This window comes from Xenorhabdus innexi, from assembly GCF_002632485.1.
In the GTDB taxonomy this organism is placed as follows: domain Bacteria; phylum Pseudomonadota; class Gammaproteobacteria; order Enterobacterales; family Enterobacteriaceae; genus Xenorhabdus; species Xenorhabdus innexi.
This window is the reverse complement of record NZ_NIBU01000010.1, coordinates 65,307-84,632: the sequence shown is the minus strand read 5'-3', so window position 1 is coordinate 84,632 and position 19,326 is coordinate 65,307. Positions and strand designations below refer to the sequence as shown.

Genomic DNA, 19,326 nt, shown 5'->3' with positions numbered 1-19,326 from the left:
ATAGTTGATTTGATTCAGCATATACCCGATGGGTTACAAGATACATCGTAGTGGCAGGGGAGAGCTGCCAACAAAACGGTCACCTGTAAGACGAAGAGTATAAACATAAATACAGTTAACTCAGAGCAATGCGAGTAAAGCCAGCCTCCAGATCATTAATTAAATCCTGAGGGTTTTCCAGCCCGATATGTACGCGAATTAACGTTCCTGTTTTTTTTGTAAAATGATAATTACGCAGAGTTGCGAGAGATTCAGGTGAAATGCCAAGAATTAATGATTCAAACCCTCCCCAGGAAAATGCCATTTTAAAATATTGCATATTATCCAGATATTCAGAGAGTTGTTCGGAAGTCAGGTTGACATTCAGCAGGAAAGAGAACAGCCCGCTGGAACCGATAAAATCGCGCCGGAAATAATCATGGCCGGGACAGGAAGACAGCGCAGGGTGATAAACTTCTGCGACTTCAGGGCGCTGGGAGAGCCATTTAGCAATGATCAGGCTGCTTTCTTCATGTTGCTTTAAGCGGACAGCCAGAGTATGTAACCCGCGGTTTGCAGAGTAAACCGTATCAGGATCAGCCACCTGCCCCATCAAATAAGAATTTTCCCGTAATTGATCCCAACAACGTTTATTGGCGACAGCCGTACCAAGCATGCCATCTGAATGACCGATAATATATTTTGTCGCGGACTGAATGGAAATATCGACACCAAAATCCAGCGCTCTGAAAAGAACACCTGCGGCCCAAGTATTATCGATCATAATAACAATATCGGGATTCACCTTCCGGGCTGCCTGTACAATGGAAGGAACATCCTGAACTTCCATTGTGAGAGAGCCGGGGGATTCTAAAAAGATAACTTTTGTATTTGGCCGGATGAGCGTGACAATGTCTTCGCCGATGAGTGGATCAAAATAATCCGTAGAGATATCCATCTTTTTCAGAACACGATTGCAAAATTCCTGAGTTGGCTCATAAGCTGTACCAGTTATCAGAACGTGATCACCTGTCTCTACAAATGCCAGAATGCTGTTGGTAATAGCAGCAGTACCGGAAGGATAAAGAGCACAACCTGCGCCATTTTCCAGTTCAGCCATGGCTTCCTGAAAAGCAAAATGTGTCAGAGTACCACGACGCCCATAGAACAGCTCACCGTTAGACCGATTCTTTATAGCATGTTTCAGATCTTCAACTGTTTCGAAAATAACGGATGACGTGCGCTGGATAATAGGATTAACAGCCCCCAGCGTGAATTTACGTTTTCTCCCGAGTTCGACCAGTCTGGTTTCCAATTTCTTTTCTGACATATAATCCCCCCAACTCTACCGTGATTGTTTAAATAATCATTAGCAAGTTAAAAGATTTGTCATGTTTTTTACAAAGGGATTCTGACAACTTGACAAAAATTCAAGGTGAGAATGAGCAGTAAAAAAATAAGAAACTGATGGAATAGCCTCTTTTCATTACCACTTTTTTATTAAATAGTAATGATAATTACTATCAAATCGCTCAATGTCTGATATTATTTGGAACGGTTTTTTCCACTGACATGCTCGAAACATGAAGCCGGGTTAAACGAAACCCTATCAGATGGAAAAGTGAGCGATAGCTCAGGAATATTAGGATTAGCAGGATGAATATGAGAATTTTACTGCTAAATAACAGAATTGATAAGAAAGAGAGTAAGGCTAACTGATGCGTAATTTGACAGCTTCTATTCTATTGGCACTCGGGTTAACAAGCTCAGCATGGGCTGATTCCGTACCGGCTGATACCGCACCAACAACAACGGCTGCTGCGCCAGAAAGTCAGGTTGCTGCTCCGGCAACACCGGAGTCTTCTCCGGTTCTGCAAGCGGGAGAGGCAAAAGCAGATACGCCGCAAACCGAAGCTCAGAAAACAGATACTCCTGCAATGGCTGAACAGCAAGCTGTCACTACCGAAGTGACTGAGGTAACAGAGGGCGGTGCAGTAGAAACAGCGGCTGCGGTAGAAGTTGAAAAGCTGTCCGGTGGTTTTGCCACAGACCTTTCCGTTTTTGGCATGTATCAGAATGCGGATGCTGTGGTAAAAAGCGTCATGATTGGTCTGGTGATTGCTTCCGTCATTACATGGGCACTCTTTTTCTCCAAAGGAAGCGAACTGTTAATAGCTCGTCGCCGTTTGCGCAAAGAACAACAGGCACTGGTTGATGTTGCTAATCTGGACACCGCCACAAAAATTGCCGCAGATTTCGGTAAAAACAGCATCAGCCGTTTGTTATTGAATGAAGCACAGTCTGAGCGCAACTTATCTGCTGAAAGCACTGACAAAGACGGAACCAAAGATCGCACCGCATTCCGTATGGAGCGCGCAGTTGCGGCAATCAGCCGTCATATGGGGCGTGGTAACGGCTATCTGGCAACTATTGGCGCAATTTCCCCGTTTGTCGGCCTGTTCGGTACAGTCTGGGGGATCATGAACAGCTTCATTGGTATCGCTCACTCGCAAACCACCAACCTTGCCGTTGTTGCTCCGGGTATTGCCGAAGCACTGCTGGCAACTGCGTTGGGTCTGGTCGCGGCAATTCCGGCGGTTGTTATCTATAACGTTTTTGCCCGTGTGATTTCATCGTATCGCGGACAGGTCGGAGACACGGCTGCACAGGCAATCCTGTTGCTGGGTCGTGATCTGGACTTGGCTGACAAAAAAGCTGACAAAGCAGAGTAAGGTAATTAATTATGGCAATACGTCTTAATGAAGATTTGGACGATAGCGGTGAATTACACGAAATCAACGTTACGCCATTTATTGACGTCATGTTAGTGCTGCTGATCATCTTCATGGTGGCAGCACCGCTGGCAACAGTTGATATTAAAGTTGATTTACCGGCATCAACCGCCAAACCACAACCACGCCCGGAGAAGCCGGTCTTTCTGACAGTGAAAGCGGATCAGCAGTTATACGTCGGTGATCAACAAGTTGAGCGTGATAAATTATCCTCGGTACTGGATCAGACAACGCAATCCAATAAAGAAACCACGATCTTCTTCCAGGCGGATAAGACTGTCGATTATGAAACGCTGATGAGCGTGATGGATGCTCTGCGTAAGGCCGGATACCTGAAAGTCGGTCTGGTTGGGATGGAAGCAGTAGAGGCTAAATAGCCTAGTCAGTGGTTAACCCAATCTGAATAATAAAACTGCCCGAGTGATTAACTTAAATAGTTACATCGGGCAGTTTTGATCAAAATCGACTTTATTAAGTAAATACTATTTACATTATTTATAAATAGTGGATAAATACTCTGTATTGTTATTAACAGATGAAATATATCTTTCCATTTCAACATCTAATTTAATTAAATTTTTAATATCAAGAAACCAACTGTTGTCATCAATGCCTAAAGCATTAATATTATTTTCTATTACACGATTAATTTGGAATAGAAATTTATACATGAAAATTGAAAATGATGATGAAACAAGATGAACTTTTTCTGGTTCATTTGAACTATAATAGCCTATATAGTGGCCTCCAGTGTCATTTTTTTTATCTAAATAGCCAAAATATTCACTAGTACTTGTTCCTGCAATTCCCCAAAATCTTAATGTAAGTAAGTTATCTTTTTGCCATAGTTCCATCATTAGCTCATATACATTAACACCTAGTTGATTATTTTTTAAACCAGGAAAGCAATAATCTAAAATAGATACACCATTAGTAAGCATCAAAAATTCCAAATGTTCTTTATCCACTTCTCCGGGTATTTTACCCATATTTTTCAATATGATGCTTTTATCAAAATTGGGATATGTTTTTATGTGCTTTGATTTTCCTTTTAGTATCTCAATTTTTTCTATTGATTCATGCATTTTTAATTTACCTTGTTGATATGCTGAGCTATTAGTTTGTCGATTTCCATGGCCTTTTTCACTATTTGCGCTCTTGTTGGTTTTGGATATTGTTTTCTAAATGCTGCCCATGAAGGGCTTACAATCTGTCTATGAACGTTTCTTGGTAAACCTTGTCCAGCGAAATTTGGTTAGCTGTGGACGGTGGCCTTCCTGCCATAACTGCATGGCGGTCATCCGATCCGCATCGTCATACTCAAACAGATGCTGGCCCACGCGTCTTAGCCGATGCCCTTTCTGATAAAGTTGTTCCCCGTCAATTTCATTGATTCCGTCAAAACGGCGAAATGGATAACCGCAGGCATCATATTGATAATGTTCCCGTAACTGATCGCCGTTGCTGACTGAGGTCACTTGACCATTACTATTAACCACATAACGCAGCCACTGCCGTTCATCATTCGCCGCCACCAGATTAAGTGCATCGTCATAACGATATTCGCGGTCTAATCCTGCTAGTGTTGGCTGTGGAATATCGGTCACTATTAGTGATACTGCTGACAGCAATATCACCTGTCGGACTTTGTTCACTGGGCTGATAGGGAAGTTTGATGCCCGGTGGCACTGAGCCTGCATCGTCGGCAAAAACCAGAGTATTACGCCCATTGCTGCACTCGAAAAAGTAAAAAATGCCTTCTTCTGAGGTTAAACGCTGGAGGAAAGCAAAATCACTTTCCTGATATTGCACACAAAATTCACGTTCTGGGTGTGGTTGGCGCAAACTGAATACCACATCACGTATACCGTGTTCTTTTAAAATAGCGGTGATAATGGTCTCGATATCCCGCTGTTGAAAGATGCGTGAATTTTGGCGCAGTGTGGTACGCCATAAGTCAGGGCGGACAGTCATCTGGTAGGTAGTCTGATGCAGACCGGTATTTCCCTGTTCAAAGCTGGATACCATACCGCTGATGCTGCGCTGTTCGGTTTCTCCCTGCAAAATTGTCAGCGTAGCGGTGTGATCAAGGACAGCAGAAAAATCAATGGCAGGATCTGCACTTGCCAGACTGATATCAAGATGAAAAGGCTGTGAAAAACTTTCTGCTAATACGAAATCTGTGACAACAAATGTTTGAGGAGGCAGGCTACCTGCTACCAACGTGAATAAAAGACCGCCAGATAATTTACCGCTATTTTGTCGGCTTTTCTGAGAAATAATGTTCTTTTTTAGTGACATAATTATTTGTCCTTTATTTTATATCGCCATTGATGCGATATTTTGGTAGCCGTTACCTTTTGTTTTTATTATCGATTAATTTTTAATATGCAATATAGGAATGTTAGTAATAATAAACATTTGATGATATTGCTCGATGGGATATAACAGGGGCTTGCTTTGTATAAAAGCTGAACATTACATTGTGATTGCAATCACTCAATAATTTATATGAACTGGGTAATTTAAAAACAAATTACGGATTTAAAATAAATCTACTTTTTGTTGATTTTCCATAAGTATTTTTTCTCAAGATTAATTTATTATAATATTTATTGATATTGGCATCATGTTCTTATTCTTACACCTGTTAGGATTAATTGTGATTATTTTGTTCAATTTCACTACAAAGTGATTTCTTATTTAGGTTGTATTTTTTACTATGGTAGTATTAATGTTGATTGTTAAATAATAAAGAGTTCATAGCATCATTGTAGTTGCTACATTTTTATTTCCTGTGTTGATATTTTAATACAAAATCTATTTAGGTCAGTATTTTTATTTATCTAAGGAGAAAATATGAGTAACCAGAATGATTTTAAAGCATTTGCTACGGGCGGGAATGCGAACGTTGTTTCTCAGGAAAATTATCAGACCAGCCCCAATTTAGAAACTGGGATACCAGCTAATGAATTGGAAATTGATTTGCTAAACAAAGTATTACGCCAAACGTCAACAATGTCTTCTGTTATGGCAAATTTTATGTCTACTCAATGTGGGCAGGATGTCTTAGACGACGGAGATGTTTCAGGTTTAACGCAAAAATTTTCTGACTCTTTGAAATGCCATGAGGAAAAGCAATTTCCTAACCAGTTAATGCAAAACGGTTATCAGGAGTTTCCTAATGGATTAATGATTCAATGGGGTTGGCATGCATTTACACCACTTGTTGAGAATAAAGTGGTTTTACCCAAACCTTTTAAGCACGCTATTTTAAATATTCAGATTATAGATACGGGAGGATGGGCGGTTCCTATGGCTGGGCAGGCATATTCTAATGGTGCTTTAGATTGTTTTAGGGCTTGGTTCTCAGGGAAATTCTTTGATTTTAAAGGTAAGGAATGGAACGCAACTCCAGAAATGCTTGGTATTAATGGGCAATATCTTGTAATTGGTTATTAGTTAAAAATAATATAATAATATTTATAATAACATCTATGTAATTATTAGTTGAAAAACTGCCCAACTCATTAAATCGGGCAGTTTTTTTAGATATCTGATAAAAATAAAACACCTACGCATTTTTCCAATCAAATGGCAGCAATTCACTGAGCCGTAAAACCTGCTCTTTGTTAACTTTTATTTCGCTCTGCACATTCTCCCGATTTATCTGGCTGATAAATTCCCGACAGCGGCCGCATGGAGGAATAATTTTTCCGTGATGATTAACGGCGATAACTTTAACTATCCGGTTTTCGCCATGTTTAATCATATCGGCAATCGCACTATGCTCAGCACAAAATCCCATTGAGCAGTCGGTATCAATATTAATACCAGTATAAACATTTCCTGATTCACACTGAATTACCGCCGCAACCTGACCATAGGTAACATGTTTATTTAATTGCGTAGGGGAAATAAGTTGTCGCGCGATACTTTCCATTTCATCAAAAGAGAGCATGAAAGACTCCTGATAAGTAGCAATACCATATAAGATCTATTCTTTAATACTGCGAATAAGATCGACAACTGATTGTGCCATTTTCTCTTCGTTTTCACCTTCAACCCGAATGGTAACTTCCATACCATTTTTTATTCCCATCGACATAATTTTAAACATACTTTTTAAATTAGCGCTTTTATCTCCCCGGACAATTTCTATTGTGCCACTGTAAGTTTTGGCTAAATTGCAAAGCTGGGCCGAAGGCCGGGTATGCAGCCCCGAAGGGGCGGTGACAATTACTGGATACTCAATCACTTATTTACCTCACAGTTTATTTAATGAATCACCACGTGTCTGGATAACATCCTGATACCAGAAAAATGAATCTTTCTTATAACGAGCGAGGTCTTTGAGATCGTCATCAGTGCGGTTGACATAAACAAAGCCATAACGTTTTTTGTAACCATTGCTGGTGGACAGGAGATCAATAAAACTCCATGGATTATAGGAGAGAACCTTCACTCCTGAATCCATTGCCCGCTTAATGGCCTGAAGGTGTTTCTTTATATAATCTATGCGATAACTGTCATGAATAGAGCCATCGGCTTCCAGTACATCATCAGCGCCGAAACCATTTTCAGTGATCATTAGTGGCTTCTGATAGCGGGTATATAAATCGCGTAACAGGTATTCAAGCCCCTGTGGATCAACTGCCCAATCCCAATCTGTGGTATCAAGCTGTGGGTTTTTATGGATCTGATAGTAATCTGGCTGGATCTCATAACCGTCGATTTGCCCTTTAATACCGGTCGGATTAAAGCCGTCCATTCGTCTTTGCGCATTTGCAGGTGCGGCAGCGGCGGTATGGCTACAATAATAATTGAGTGCCAGAAAATCAGAATAGCCTTCTTTGATTAATTCCATATCACCGTCTTCGATATTAGGAGCTAACCCGTGATTTTGCAGGTAAATCAAAGCGGATTGGTTATATTGTCCTTTCAGATAGATATCGGTGAAATAGTAATTGCGTAAGTCATTGGCATTCTGGGCAGCCAGATTATCTTCCGGTTTGCTGGTCAGCGGATAAATGGCGGAATACCCTAATGCGGCTCCGACCTGACCATCAGGCACCCATTGATGAACTAATTTACAGGCGATGGCATGAGCCAGATTCATATGATGATTGATCTGATATTTAATCTGCTCATTGTGGAGGTATTGCTCAGGAATAAAGCATTTTTTCGTCCAGAATTGCACGATAATACTTTGCTCATTAATCGTCAGCCAATATCTGGCTTTCTGACCATATTCCCTGATAACAAATTCAGCATAATAGGCAAAATCATCTACACTCTGCCTGTCAATCCAGCCATGATATTTTTCCACTAACGCCATTGGCATATCATAATGGTAAAGGGTCGGGATGGGTGTAATATCATTTTCCAGTAATTCATCGATAACATTATGATAAAACTGAACGCCTTCATTATTTGGCTCCCCGATCCCATCAGGGAAAATACGCGCCCATGCGATAGAAAAACGGTAGGCTTTCAATCCTAACTCTTTCATTAATGCCACATCTTCTTTATAACGATGATAATGATCACTGGTAACATGTGTATCAGCAAATTCCGGTTTATTATTGAGAATATCTTGTTGTGATAATTTTTTACCGTATTCTGCCGCTGCACCTTCAACCTGATAGGCACTGGTTGCTGCTCCCCAAAGAAAATCTTCAGGAAATAAAGTATTATGTTCAGTCATTATTGTTTCCTTTATTTTTTGTTATTACGTATATCGTGAATGAGTTTATATAAGGCAATCATCTCCTCTTTCATCACTAATTCGCTGCGTATCGTCATTAATGTATCCTGAGCATGAATAAATAAAAGGCTCAAATTTAAATGGTCTCCCTGCGTTTCTTTTTGAATAACATCCGTTTGTGTACAGTGAGCCGATAACATCATTCTTCGTGCTTTATCCATATACAAATGGGCATTTTCAAAATCGCCATCGCGGGCATATTTCATCGCTTTTTCACTTTTTTCTCTGGCATTACCTGCATCGAGAATAATTTCCATAGCGATGGGGATTAATATATTTTCCTCACTAATCATGATTATTTTTCCTTATAGTAGAATGTGGCATGAATTATTTATGCTGCATTGAGACTTTCTTCTTCAATACGTTTTTTCTCATACACCTTAAAGAAGGGATACCAGGTAATAAGGAACACCAACATTAGCACCAAATAACAGATAATTGCCCGCCAGTCCTCAGTAATCATGACGCTGGAAAACGGAGCGGGTATTTGACCTACCTGAATCATTTTGGCAGGGATATTCAACCAGTCGGAACGCATGAATACCCAGACAATAATGGGGCTGGTAATAGCATTAATCCACATAGGCAGCATTAACAGCGGATTGAGAACAATCGGCGTACCAAATACCAGCGGTTCATTGATATTGAAGAACGAAGGCCCGATACAGATATACCCTGTGGCTTTAAGCTCTCTGGATTTTGAAAACAGCATTAAGAGGTTAAGGGCGAGAGTGGCACCAGTTCCCCCCATTGTAATCAGAGCTGCTGTATACAGCGTTTCATAAGTGACAATATTGGTCGGGGGCTGTCCTGCCGCGACCAGAGTGATATTGGTGCTGATACCCAGCATAAAAATAGGCATTTGCAAGCCGGTAAATGTCCAGACTGAAATCCCCATCGACATCGCGATGGCAGGGATCAGCGCCATCAGAATGAACCCCGGCAGTGTCTGCCCGAAAGCGGCAATAGGCGAGAAAAGGGAAAGTAGCCGGGAGAAGACATCAACTTCAAGGGTGAATACGATTAGCGTCCCTGCTCCGATAGAAACCAGTATCGGGATAATGCCGTGTATCCAGCCTACGACAAAATCAGGCAGGGTGCTCTCTTTCAGAAATCCTATTTTGTTATAGAAGTGAAATAGATAAGAGATAAACAAGCCGGTGACAATGCCCAGTAGAATTCCCGCAGGGCCGAATCGTTCAAAACTGACAATCATATTGCCATCAGAAAACTCCGGCCTGATGAACATCATATAGACACAGATGGATGTTAGACCGGCAATCAGGGTATACCTAAAATGATGAAGTTTTTCCATCATCTGATTGGCTACCATAAAAGCAGTAAGTAAGCCGAGCATACCAAAGGAATATTCGGCAATCCGCCCAAGATTGGGTAAAAAGGGAAGATAAGAGCGGAATACATTATAAAAAAATATTAATGATCCAGCTAAAATAAAAGGAATATTTTTCAGCATGGAGCCAGAAATAGCTGCTACCCACGGTCGTTTAGTGAAATTTTGCATTGCTGGTGCAAAAGAATCAGATAACCAAGACATAAATGCTTTCATGTTTCATATCTCTTTACTTTTGTCTCTTCCATCAATCGGATATAAATAAAAAAACCCCGGTGTTATAAAGAATAAGATTAGTGGTTCAATTTATTTTTTAGAGTGGTTAGGGCTAATTCCAGTAATGCTTCCCCATCCAGTTTCCCATAAATATTTTGTGGTACGACAATGACAGGGATATTATAAATATCAGCATGTTTCTGGAATGCTTCTTTTTGTGAGGCATAATGTGGGCCAAGAAACAGGATGTCAATAACAGAGAAATATTCAGCGACTTCGCTTTCACTTCTGGCTTCAACAGTAACCGATAATTCTTTTTTTCTGGCGGCATTTCTGGTTTTTGTCGCCAGCATTCCACTGGAAATACCAGCGCCACAACACAACATAATGAAAGTATTTTTCATGCTAATTCCTCATTATTTTTTAGCTGATTGATTTTTGTTTTTGGGTATATAAACTACTATCGTAAATTCTGATTTAATCTTCAATTATATTTTTTCACTTCAGGAGGGTAGTTTTCTGTTTTTTTAATTGATCTAATCTGTAAGCATTATGTTTTATTTGTTCATTTAACAGGGGGTTATAATGCTAAGGCCTAAGCAGAAAGAATTATTGAATTACTTAATGGAACAAAATAACCCGACTCTGGCAGTAAAATTATCTCAGGTCTTAAATGTTTCAATCAGAACCATCAAAAATTATGTTGTGGTAATTAATGAGGCCTACGGGCGCAAAATTATTATTTCCGGGCGTTCAGGGTATACTTTATCATCTGATGCTAATCTTTCTCTGAATGAGAAACTCAGTGAATTTCCGAGAAATTATCAGGAAAGAGCATGTTATTTGATTAAATCTATCCTGTTATCCAGAGAAAGTAATAATATTTATGATCTAAGTGCTGATTTATATATCAGTGATTCCACTTTAAAATCAGTGATATATAAGATGAATGACTCATTTGAAAAGTTCAATGTCAGGTTCTTATGCAAAAATAATCGTCTTCAAATTATAGGCACTGAGCAGGATTTAAGAGAGTTAATCTATCATGTCATCATTGAACAAACAGAGCACAGGACGCTGGATTTAAAAAGGCTGGAAGTATTATTCGGGGTACAACAGGTTGAAGTAATATCGGATATTATTACGCAGGTATTTAACAGATTGGGTTATTCTGTTTGTAAACTTTCATATACAAGTCTTGTATTAAATTTCCTGATACTCATTCAACGTTTAAATTACGGGAATTATTTAAATAATCAGTTTATCTTGATGGAAGAAAATGATTGGTTAAAATTAGTAACCGAAAATTTATGTGATAGCTTACAAAGTGCTTTTAATATCTCTATAACAGAGGCTGAAAGGAAATATTGTTATATTTTACTGAAAACAAATGCCAATATTTATCAGGCTGAAGGCAAGGAATTAATTGAGCCAGGTAGAATGAGTTTATATCAATTTTCCAGACAGGTTGCTGAATCGGTTGGGGAACATTATCTGATCAATTTAGCAACGGATGACTTTATTTCTTTGTTCTGTTTACATATTTCTGGATTGGAAATGCGGTTGAAGCATAATGTTTATACCCGAAATCCTATGTTAGATATAATAAAAAAAGAGTGTCGTACTATTTTTGATATCGCTGTTTTTATCTCCTTACAATTAAATGATTTTTTTGGTAAGAAACTGAATGAAGATGAAATTTCTTTTCTTGCCTTACACGTTGGTGCTGAGTTTGAGCGACAAAAAAATAAAGTGAAAAAAGTACAGGCAGTGCTTTTATGCCCCGAATATAAAGGAATTGAAAACAGAATATATCATCAGTTATTATATGATTTCTCTGATGAAATAAATATTGTTAAGATAATATCGCAGCCTTCTGAACTGGAATATGTTGAATTTGAATTATTAATTACAACTATAAATATGCCTTCCAGCCAAAAATACGAAACAGTGTGCATCTCACCTTTTCAGGTGCGGGAGAAACGGGCACAGTTATTTGGTAAAATTGAGGTCGCTAATGCGAACAGGAAAAGAAGGGCGCTGCAACGCAATTTTGACCTGTTTTTTGAACCGGGGTTGTTTTGGTTTGAGCCTGGTTGTCAGCATAGGGATGAGCTTATCGATATGCTTTGTCAGGCTATGTTTGCAAGAGGTTATACTGAGGCTGATTTTGTCAGATATGTTTATCAGCGTGAAAACGCCTCTTCAACCGCATTTGGTATTCTGGCATTGCCGCATTCAGCAAAGATGAATGCGATAAAAACCGGTATTGCTGTTGCTATTAGCCCAAAAGGTATTCTCTGGGGGGAAAGTGAGCGTGTGCATGTTGTTTTTCTGATAGCGATAAACAGAATAGACAAGGTGTGTTTTGCGGAGTGTTATGATGCGTTATTGGATATTTTTAGTCAGGATAAAATGATTAACCAGCTAAATAAAATAACCTGTTTTGAACAGTTCCGGGAAATATTCATCAGGCCGGGTGATCATATTGATTTTGAAAGGCGATTTTTTTGTTAGTTATTAAATAGAAGGCGTTGAGTTTTATAGTTACCTCAACGCCAATTATTTTTGCTGTGAAATAAAATTAGAGCAGAAAGATTTATTTTTTATCTGACTCAACAGAAATTAATTTTACTATTTCAGTAATTCGGGGAGAGACATCTGTTTCCGGTAAAGGAGGTATCAACCCTAACACCATTTTACGTAACGGTTCTGAAATGACCATTGAGATAGCCAATTCACTGAATGTATTATAATTAGATTCTTTCAGTAACCCCTGTTTTTGTTGATTATCCAGCCAGTTTGCTAAAGTAACTTTACTGCTTTCAATACCATTTTTTTGATACTTTTCCAGTAACTTATTACGATGAGGAAAATCAGACTGTAATAATTTAAATAACCGCACTTCATTTTCAGATAAATAGTTATCTGAAATTTTTTTTAAATATTTTTCTAATAATATTATCACCTGATGGGATGTATCAGCCTTTTCTGTTAGGGACGGTGGAGTATTATTTTTCCAGTTTAATATGACTTTCTCAATTAACTCTTCCCGGTTTTTATAAAAACGGTAGAGTGTCTTTTTGGCTATTTTAGCTTTTTGGGCAATAACATCCATGGTCGTTTTGCTGTAGCCCTGATTTAACAGAAGAGAAAGAGTAATATCATTAACTTTCTGACGTATTTCTGATTCAGGTATCGCAGGTCGTCCCCGCGCACGTGGGTAATTTTCTGCCATTTTAGCACCTTGTAGGTCGTTAATATTTATTGTACTGCATTGGCGTCATTCATTAGAAAATCTGAAATCATTGCTTGGAATAAAAGGAAATATACCAATTTCCACGAAATACAGAACTATCTGGTAATTGTCAATATTTACAACGAATGATTATCACTCAATCTATAATAATTGGCAGTGAAAAATGCTGTTTAGGGTTATATCCCCTCTTTTTTATTTACTATTCTTATATTTTTTAACTTACTGTTTTTATTAACCAATTGTCATAATTGGTGTCATCGGAATATTGAATCGCTGTTCGTTTTGTGAGCTTCTTCACAGGATAGCACTTTTGGTTAAATTTTGTTAGCAAAACGTTAAATTGGATCTTAGTATCGCTATTGCTAATTACAAAATTAACCATAAAGTAACAAAGATTGCTAAATGTTAATCCGCCTAATTAATTTTTTGGGAAATCTCTTTATTGAATGAATGTTTCTTAGAAAGTGTATTTCATGGCGGTGGCAAAAGGTAAATAACAATCCAAGTGAGGACCACAATAATGACAAAACACAACGCAATAGCAATGGCAATAGCAATGGCAATTCCGGCTTTTTTTATAACTGGGACTGCAAATGCGGCTGAAATTTATAATAAGGATGGTAATAAAATAGATTTATACGGGAAAGCTGAAGTTCAACGTTATTTTGCAAAAATAAAGAGCAAAGAAGCAGGGGATAATTCTTTTGGTCGTATCGGTATAAAGGGTACAACCCAGTTGACGGATTCTATTTCTGGGTACGGTCGTTGGGAATTCAATATGGGTGCCAGCAGAACAGAAGTTGAAAGCAGCCAATTTGCGAGAACGCGTCTGGCTTTCGCCGGTTTTGGACTGGGTAAGTATGGCACATTGGATTACGGACGTAACTTTGGTGTTGTCTATGATGCTAACTTCACAGATATGATGAGTATGTTCAGTGGGGATAGTATGGCTGGCACTGAAAACTTCATGATGGGGCGTGCAACCGGGCTGTTAACTTATCGTAATACTGACTTCTTCGGGTTAGTCGACGGGTTAAAGTTTGCCCTGCAATACCAGGCTAAAAACGATGGCGGAACTAAAAATACCCGCAATGACGTTATACGGCAGAATGGTGATGGTATCGGTATATCCAGTTCCTACGATTTTGGGCATGGTGTTACTGTCGCCGCTTCTTATGGCAATTCTAACCGGACTACAGATCAAAAATACGGTACTGCATCCGCTAAGGTGCTGGCAAAAGGGAACAAAGCGGAAGCATGGATGGTGTCAGCAAAATACGATAGAAATAATGTTTATCTGGCCGCTATGTATGGCGAAGCCCGCAATCTGACCAGATTCGGTAGCTCGGTCGATAAGCTTGCGATGTTCGCAAATAAAACAGAAAACCTTGAGTTAACGGCTCAGTATCTATTTGATTTTGGCCTGCGTCCGGGGATTGCTTATGTTTATTCCAAGGGTAAAGATTTAGGCAAGGATCTGGGGCAGAATAATCCGTTAACAAACAAAGGTTCTGAAGATTTGTTTAAGTATATTTCTATCGGTGCATCTTACAATTTCAACAAAAATCTGGGCACATATGCTGAGTATCAGATTAATCTTCTGAAAGATAATGATTTTACAAAAGCAACTAAGATTAATACTGAGAACGTAATGGGTGTTGGCTTGGTATATCGCTTCTAATAGTTGAAGTAATGAGCCTCAATAGTGCTGTCATTGAGGCTCTACCCGCAGTCAGACTGCTTTCCGAAGCAGGTATATCAGTCAATTACCTTTCTGCTTCACCACCCAGTGCATCAATAGTATTTTTTATCAGTGCACTTAATTCACCCGTCATCAACGTAAAATCAGCATCGAACCGCTGGGCGACATCTTCGCGATCAATATCGTCATTCTGTTCACGTAATGTTTCGCTGAATTTTATGCGTTTGTAAGAGCCATCATCAGACAACATGAACTGAATCCGCTCTTCCCAGTCCAGCGCCAGTTTGGTGACATATTTCCCGGATTCAATATGTGCCGCTATTTCGTCAGATACCAGTTCCTGTTTTTTACAGCGGATAACCCCGCCTTCTTCCAGAATAGCTTTCAATTCTGCTTCATCCATCAGGGCATAACCCGCAGGCAGGTCACCTGAACGTACCCATTCAGTTAATGTCAATTCAATCGGGTCAGTAAACGTCAGAGGAACAACAGGTAACGAACCCAGTGTTTTTCTTAGTAGTGCCAGATTATCTTCAGCGCGTTTTGCACTGGAAGAATCGATAATAATCAGGTGGTTAACTGTATCTATCCAGATATAAGTCTGGCTGAAACGGCTGAATGCCCTTGGTAATAAAGTGTGGATCACTTCATCTTTCAGCGAGTCTTTCTCGGTTTTCTTTAATTTCCGATGTTGTTCTCCTTCCAGACGGGCAATTTTGGCCTGAAGTTCCTGTTTAATGACAGGAGAAGGCAACATTTTTTCTTCTTTGCGTGCACAGATCAGGATCTGATTACCTGCTGCATGTGTTAATGCTTCACCATGCGCACCCATTGGCGGAACCCAGCCTGTTTTCATCATATCCTGACTGCCACATGGGGTGAATGCCAATGGGCTTAACTGTTTTTCCAGTTCATCCGCAGAAAGCGATATTTCCCGGTTTAAACGGTAAATCATTAAATTTTTGAACCATAACATGCGGTTACCCCATTTTTATACATTGTGACAAACGTCATATAAACGTTATTTGGAAAGCGTAGCTGTGCATAATAACGAATCATGAGATGAAGCCATAGGAATTCATTTTCATCATCTTTCAGGTTTTCTTTTTTGTCGATTGTGTTCAATTATGAAAACAAACGTCCAATTCCTAAAACAAAGTGACGTTATAGTTCTTGATTGTTAATGCTGCTCAGGCAATGATCCTGTAACAACACGATCCAGTTAAGCTGAAAAATTCAGCTAACGGTTAACCACAGAGAAAAAGGTAAGCTATGCGTATAGGTATTGATCTTGGTGGAACCAAGATTGAAGTGATCGCATTGGGCGATCAGGGAGAAGAGCTGTTTCGTAAGCGGGTAGATACTCCCCGCAATGATTATCCACAGACTTTGGCCGCTATCGCCGGTTTGATAGCAGACGCTGAAAAGGCGACCGGCCAGAGAGGAACCATCGGGATTGGTATTCCGGGAGCCATTTCACCTTTTACCGGAAAAGTTAAAAATGCCAATTCTGTCTGGCTTAACGATCAGGTTTTGGACAGAGATATCTCTGCCTTGCTGGGGCGTGAAGTCCGGGTTGCGAATGATGCTAACTGTCTGGCCGTATCAGAAGCAACTGATGGCGCGGCAGCAGGTAAGAAGATGGTATTTGCTGTTATCGTCGGAACGGGATGTGGCTCCGGTCTGGTATTTGATGGCAGAGTGCATGCGGGTGGTAATGGCCTGGCGGGTGAATGGGGTCATAACCCATTGCCGTGGATGGATGATGAAGACCGCGCCTATCAGGAAGAGGTACGTTGTTTCTGCGGTAAACCGGGTTGTACCGAAATGTTTGTATCGGGAACCGGCTTTATGAGGGATTATTTCCGCTCTAGTGGTGTGCACAAAAAAGGCCATGAAATCATGGAAGCTGTGGCACAGGGAGATAAAATCGCAGAACTGGCTATCCAGCGTTATGAAAGACGTCTGGCGAGAGCACTGGCACAGGTCGTTAACTTACTTGATCCCGATGTGATTGTACTGGGTGGTGGTATGAGTAATGTTGATCGCCTTTATCAGACGCTTCCTGATTTAGTCAGCGAGTGGGTTTTTGGTGGTGAGTGTGCAACGCCGATCAAAAAAGCACTGCATGGCGATTCCAGTGGCGTGCGTGGTGCTGCATGGTTGTGGCCTCATAAATAATGATCTATACCCTTCACTTTTTATTCTAAAAATGAAGGGTATATTCATCTGACTGATGAGCAAACATAATATATAAGATCCTCATCGTTTATTTTTTTTACTCTTCTCTGAAGAGCTGGGATTTTATCTTAATCTGACTTAAGTTAAATTTTTAATGAGGTGAGTAAATTTACTTTCTGTGTTACGGGTAATATCAGAAATAAAAGAATAATCAATTCGGATTATTAATAATATATTTCTTTCTATTATTTAACTATATTTCATTCTGAGCTGATTAAATATATTAATTTATATTTATAAATATAGATGAGCTAATTGCGTGTGATAAAAATCCATATGAATGGAATATTTTTTATTCTGTATGGGGAATGGTCTTTTTTGATGTTGTTTAAGCAGTTGAAGTAAATTATATGGGGTAATTTTGATGCGATTCACACATTGATGTAATATTTCTATTGGGTATTTTGATTAATGTGCACCTCTTCACGAAAAACATTGTTTTCTTTGGTTATTATAAATAGGTATACTGAGCTGGATATCATACGTTAATTAATTCAGTACAATGATATTGGGTATTTTAATTCTCTGTTCGTGTTTTATTCAATTCCTTTTAATTATATGTTTTATTACTGGTTCAACATGGCATGTTGTGAATATTCTGACGAGGAAATTTCAATTATAAATAATAATTAACAATACGAGTTCTATCATTTTTTAAACGAGCCTTTTTATTTTCACGAAAAATCGTGACAGGTTTTTATTACTCTGAATATATTGCGCACAGTTCGTGATAGAGAGACGTATTACCTGAAAATTAATCTTTGTGGGTGTCTTATTTATGAAAAATATGAAGCCATTGGCTGCATTAATTGGATTATTGGTTATTTCTGGCAGTGCTGGCGCTGTGACGGTTTACAATGACAAGGGTACTAGAGTCGATTTGAATGGGCAGTTTCGCCTGAAAGCAAAAACCACCAGTCAGGATCGTGATATTAGTATGCGCGATGATGGCAGCCGTATTGGTATTAGTGGTATCCATCAATTAACCAGAGATATTAGAGTATTTGGTAAAATGGAATGGGGTTCAGACACTCAACGATCAAATAGTGATAATCCTAAAACCAGTTTTGAAATGTATAACCGTATTGGTTATATCGGTGCATCCCACAGGGATTATGGTCAGATTCAATTAGGCCGAACCTATATACCTATTGATTGGGTAAAAAAATCCAGTTACGGCTATGGCAACACAGGCGTATTTTATTTCAGTGATGTTCTGGGTCGTGCGACAGGTTACAACAATAATGGTGTCGGTAAAAACAACTTCGTGACCCGTCTGCCACAAACGATTTTTGTCCAGACCAACAGCTATGAAGGTTTTAAGCTGGCAGCAACTTATAGTGGCAAATCGGGCTCAGATAAAGACCGCCAGCATGGTGATCTGCGTCATGCCTACTCCGTAGTCGGTTTCTATAAATCAAATTTTGGCTTGGAATTCAACGGTGGTTATTCTGCGGCAACGGGAGAAGCACACCGGAAACTCTCAGGGGGTGAAGTTAAAGTTTCTGACGTCTCCCCACAGGATAGTTTACTGGCTTTCGGCATGGAATATTACTTCCCCGGACGCGAATTCTCGGTCGGTGTGGATTATGGTCAGGCACGTTCCAAAAATTCAGGCATGATTTACCGTGAAGGCGACAGACTCAGTTCCAATTCCGTCAAAGGAAACTGGACAGCAAACCTGTATGGTCTGGGGATGAAATGGCACTGGGATAAAATTGAGAGCGGTATGTATGCCGGTTATTACCTGCGTGACGGTGATTCCAACACATTCAACTATAAAAAACAGACTTACACCGTTGGTTTAGATAAACGTTTTTCTGTTTCCCAGTACAATAGCATACGTTTGTTTGTTGAAGCAGCATATGATGATGCACGCAGCGACAACCCGGTTTACAGAGATAAGAAACAGACCATTCTGGAAACCGGAGCACGTTTGTATTTTTAGGTAGTACATTTCCCGGCTAAATATCTTTCTAAGAAAAATGTCATAAGAAGAGCTTACAGGCTCTTCTTTCT

The 19,326-nt window shown here is 39.5% G+C and carries 18 protein-coding genes and 1 pseudogene; 7 read left to right on the top strand and 12 right to left on the bottom strand.

The genetic code is table 11. From position 1 onward, the window contains the following. Window positions 1–115: 115 nt before the first annotated feature. The gene (gene metC / locus Xinn_RS06305; protein ID WP_086954232.1) at window positions 116–1,309 is read right to left on the bottom strand and encodes a cystathionine beta-lyase; all 1,194 of its coding nucleotides are present in this window, start codon (window positions 1,307–1,309) and stop codon (window positions 116–118) included. Between the two features lie 388 nt (window positions 1,310–1,697). Between metC and exbB the strand changes: the two genes are divergently transcribed. Then, window positions 1,698–2,711 (top strand): tonB-system energizer ExbB, encoded by a 1,014-nt coding sequence (exbB, locus tag Xinn_RS06300; RefSeq protein ID WP_086954231.1) that lies wholly within the window; start codon window positions 1,698–1,700, stop codon window positions 2,709–2,711. 11 nt (window positions 2,712–2,722) lie between these two features. Beyond that, on the top strand, window positions 2,723–3,148 hold the full coding sequence (gene exbD, locus Xinn_RS06295) for a TonB system transport protein ExbD (protein ID WP_086954230.1): 426 nt from the start codon (window positions 2,723–2,725) through the stop codon (window positions 3,146–3,148). 114 nt (window positions 3,149–3,262) lie between these two features. Here the strand turns inward: exbD and Xinn_RS06290 are convergent, their stop codons facing one another. The 3 genes and pseudogenes from Xinn_RS06290 to tssI all read right to left on the bottom strand — a co-directional run. Beyond that, window positions 3,263–3,856: an SMI1/KNR4 family protein gene (locus Xinn_RS06290; RefSeq protein WP_086954229.1), complete on the bottom strand. Its 594-nt coding sequence runs from the start codon at window positions 3,854–3,856 to the stop codon at window positions 3,263–3,265. A gap of 129 nt (window positions 3,857–3,985) precedes the next feature. Beyond that, window positions 3,986–4,378, bottom strand: coding sequence for a hypothetical protein (locus Xinn_RS06285; RefSeq protein ID WP_086954228.1), 393 nt, complete (start codon window positions 4,376–4,378; stop codon window positions 3,986–3,988). Then, a pseudogene (gene tssI / locus Xinn_RS06280) lies at window positions 4,377–5,072 on the bottom strand (type VI secretion system tip protein TssI/VgrG); the annotation flags it as partial. The gene Xinn_RS06285 and the pseudogene tssI, both read right to left, overlap by 2 nt. Window positions 5,073–5,630: 558 nt before the next feature. Between tssI and Xinn_RS06275 the strand changes: the two are divergent. Further along, entirely contained in the window at window positions 5,631–6,233 is a 603-nt protein-coding gene (locus tag Xinn_RS06275; RefSeq protein ID WP_086954226.1) for a gp53-like domain-containing protein, read from the top strand. Between the two features lie 112 nt (window positions 6,234–6,345). Here Xinn_RS06275 and Xinn_RS06270 read toward each other — a convergent pair whose 3' ends face one another. The 6 genes from Xinn_RS06270 to Xinn_RS06245 all read right to left on the bottom strand — a co-directional run bounded on the left by Xinn_RS06270 (window position 6,346) and on the right by Xinn_RS06245 (window position 10,509). Further along, on the bottom strand, window positions 6,346–6,732 hold the full coding sequence (locus Xinn_RS06270; RefSeq protein ID WP_186435643.1) for a cytidine deaminase family protein: 387 nt from the start codon (window positions 6,730–6,732) through the stop codon (window positions 6,346–6,348). A 36-nt stretch (window positions 6,733–6,768) separates the two neighbouring features. Further along, a complete protein-coding gene (locus Xinn_RS06265) occupies window positions 6,769–7,029 on the bottom strand; it encodes an HPr family phosphocarrier protein (RefSeq protein ID WP_086954225.1) in 261 nt (86 codons plus the stop codon). A 9-nt stretch (window positions 7,030–7,038) separates the two neighbouring features. Then, window positions 7,039–8,478: a glycoside hydrolase family 1 protein gene (locus Xinn_RS06260; RefSeq protein WP_086954224.1), complete on the bottom strand. Its 1,440-nt coding sequence runs from the start codon at window positions 8,476–8,478 to the stop codon at window positions 7,039–7,041. 11 nt (window positions 8,479–8,489) lie between these two features. Continuing rightward, complete coding sequence (locus tag Xinn_RS06255) at window positions 8,490–8,831, bottom strand: PTS sugar transporter subunit IIA (protein WP_211286003.1); 342 nt, start codon at window positions 8,829–8,831, stop codon at window positions 8,490–8,492. A 38-nt stretch (window positions 8,832–8,869) separates the two neighbouring features. Beyond that, window positions 8,870–10,093, bottom strand: a complete 1,224-nt coding sequence (locus Xinn_RS06250) for a PTS transporter subunit EIIC (RefSeq protein ID WP_211286002.1) — start codon at window positions 10,091–10,093, stop codon at window positions 8,870–8,872. 89 nt (window positions 10,094–10,182) lie between these two features. Then, window positions 10,183–10,509, bottom strand: a complete 327-nt coding sequence (locus Xinn_RS06245; RefSeq protein WP_086954222.1) for a PTS sugar transporter subunit IIB — start codon at window positions 10,507–10,509, stop codon at window positions 10,183–10,185. Window positions 10,510–10,690: 181 nt separating this feature from the next. Here Xinn_RS06245 and Xinn_RS06240 point away from each other — a divergent pair, with 181 nt between their 5' ends. After that, the gene (locus Xinn_RS06240; protein ID WP_086954221.1) at window positions 10,691–12,622 is read left to right on the top strand and encodes a BglG family transcription antiterminator; all 1,932 of its coding nucleotides are present in this window, start codon (window positions 10,691–10,693) and stop codon (window positions 12,620–12,622) included. Between the two features lie 82 nt (window positions 12,623–12,704). Here the strand turns inward: Xinn_RS06240 and Xinn_RS06235 are convergent, their stop codons facing one another. Next, window positions 12,705–13,343: a TetR/AcrR family transcriptional regulator gene (locus tag Xinn_RS06235; RefSeq protein ID WP_086954220.1), complete on the bottom strand. Its 639-nt coding sequence runs from the start codon at window positions 13,341–13,343 to the stop codon at window positions 12,705–12,707. A 541-nt stretch (window positions 13,344–13,884) separates the two neighbouring features. Between Xinn_RS06235 and Xinn_RS06230 the strand changes: the two genes are divergently transcribed. Continuing rightward, on the top strand, window positions 13,885–15,045 hold the full coding sequence (locus tag Xinn_RS06230) for a porin (RefSeq protein WP_086954219.1): 1,161 nt from the start codon (window positions 13,885–13,887) through the stop codon (window positions 15,043–15,045). Window positions 15,046–15,130: 85 nt separating this feature from the next. On the opposite strand, the gene rdgC is transcribed toward Xinn_RS06230, so the two are convergent. Further along, on the bottom strand, window positions 15,131–16,042 hold the full coding sequence (rdgC, locus tag Xinn_RS06225) for a recombination-associated protein RdgC (protein WP_086954218.1): 912 nt from the start codon (window positions 16,040–16,042) through the stop codon (window positions 15,131–15,133). 296 nt (window positions 16,043–16,338) lie between these two features. On the opposite strand from rdgC, the gene mak reads away from it, so the two are divergent. Further along, window positions 16,339–17,247: a fructokinase gene (gene mak, locus Xinn_RS06220; RefSeq protein WP_086954217.1), complete on the top strand. Its 909-nt coding sequence runs from the start codon at window positions 16,339–16,341 to the stop codon at window positions 17,245–17,247. Window positions 17,248–18,085: 838 nt separating this feature from the next. Continuing rightward, window positions 18,086–19,255 (top strand): porin, encoded by a 1,170-nt coding sequence (locus Xinn_RS06215; protein ID WP_244590148.1) that lies wholly within the window; start codon window positions 18,086–18,088, stop codon window positions 19,253–19,255. Window positions 19,256–19,326: the final 71 nt, after the last annotated feature.

Bases quoted from the DNA above. Each gene is read 5' to 3' on its own strand.
- Xinn_RS06235 (WP_086954220.1), bottom strand. From the start codon at position 13,343: ATGGCAGAAAATTACCCACGTGCGCGGGGACGACCTGCGATACCTGAA.
- Xinn_RS06290 (WP_086954229.1), bottom strand. From the start codon at position 3,856: ATGCATGAATCAATAGAAAAAATTGAGATACTAAAAGGAAAATCAAAG.
- mak (WP_086954217.1), top strand. From the start codon at position 16,339: ATGCGTATAGGTATTGATCTTGGTGGAACCAAGATTGAAGTGATCGCA.
- Xinn_RS06275 (WP_086954226.1), top strand. From the start codon at position 5,631: ATGAGTAACCAGAATGATTTTAAAGCATTTGCTACGGGCGGGAATGCG.
- exbD (WP_086954230.1), top strand. From the start codon at position 2,723: ATGGCAATACGTCTTAATGAAGATTTGGACGATAGCGGTGAATTACAC.
- Xinn_RS06270 (WP_186435643.1), bottom strand. From the start codon at position 6,732: ATGCTCTCTTTTGATGAAATGGAAAGTATCGCGCGACAACTTATTTCC.
- metC (WP_086954232.1), bottom strand. From the start codon at position 1,309: ATGTCAGAAAAGAAATTGGAAACCAGACTGGTCGAACTCGGGAGAAAA.
- Xinn_RS06250 (WP_211286002.1), bottom strand. From the start codon at position 10,093: ATGTCTTGGTTATCTGATTCTTTTGCACCAGCAATGCAAAATTTCACT.
- Xinn_RS06255 (WP_211286003.1), bottom strand. From the start codon at position 8,831: ATGATTAGTGAGGAAAATATATTAATCCCCATCGCTATGGAAATTATT.
- Xinn_RS06215 (WP_244590148.1), top strand. From the start codon at position 18,086: ATGAAAAATATGAAGCCATTGGCTGCATTAATTGGATTATTGGTTATT.
- Xinn_RS06260 (WP_086954224.1), bottom strand. From the start codon at position 8,478: ATGACTGAACATAATACTTTATTTCCTGAAGATTTTCTTTGGGGAGCA.
- Xinn_RS06230 (WP_086954219.1), top strand. From the start codon at position 13,885: ATGACAAAACACAACGCAATAGCAATGGCAATAGCAATGGCAATTCCG.
- exbB (WP_086954231.1), top strand. From the start codon at position 1,698: ATGCGTAATTTGACAGCTTCTATTCTATTGGCACTCGGGTTAACAAGC.
- Xinn_RS06240 (WP_086954221.1), top strand. From the start codon at position 10,691: ATGCTAAGGCCTAAGCAGAAAGAATTATTGAATTACTTAATGGAACAA.
- Xinn_RS06245 (WP_086954222.1), bottom strand. From the start codon at position 10,509: ATGAAAAATACTTTCATTATGTTGTGTTGTGGCGCTGGTATTTCCAGT.
- rdgC (WP_086954218.1), bottom strand. From the start codon at position 16,042: ATGTTATGGTTCAAAAATTTAATGATTTACCGTTTAAACCGGGAAATA.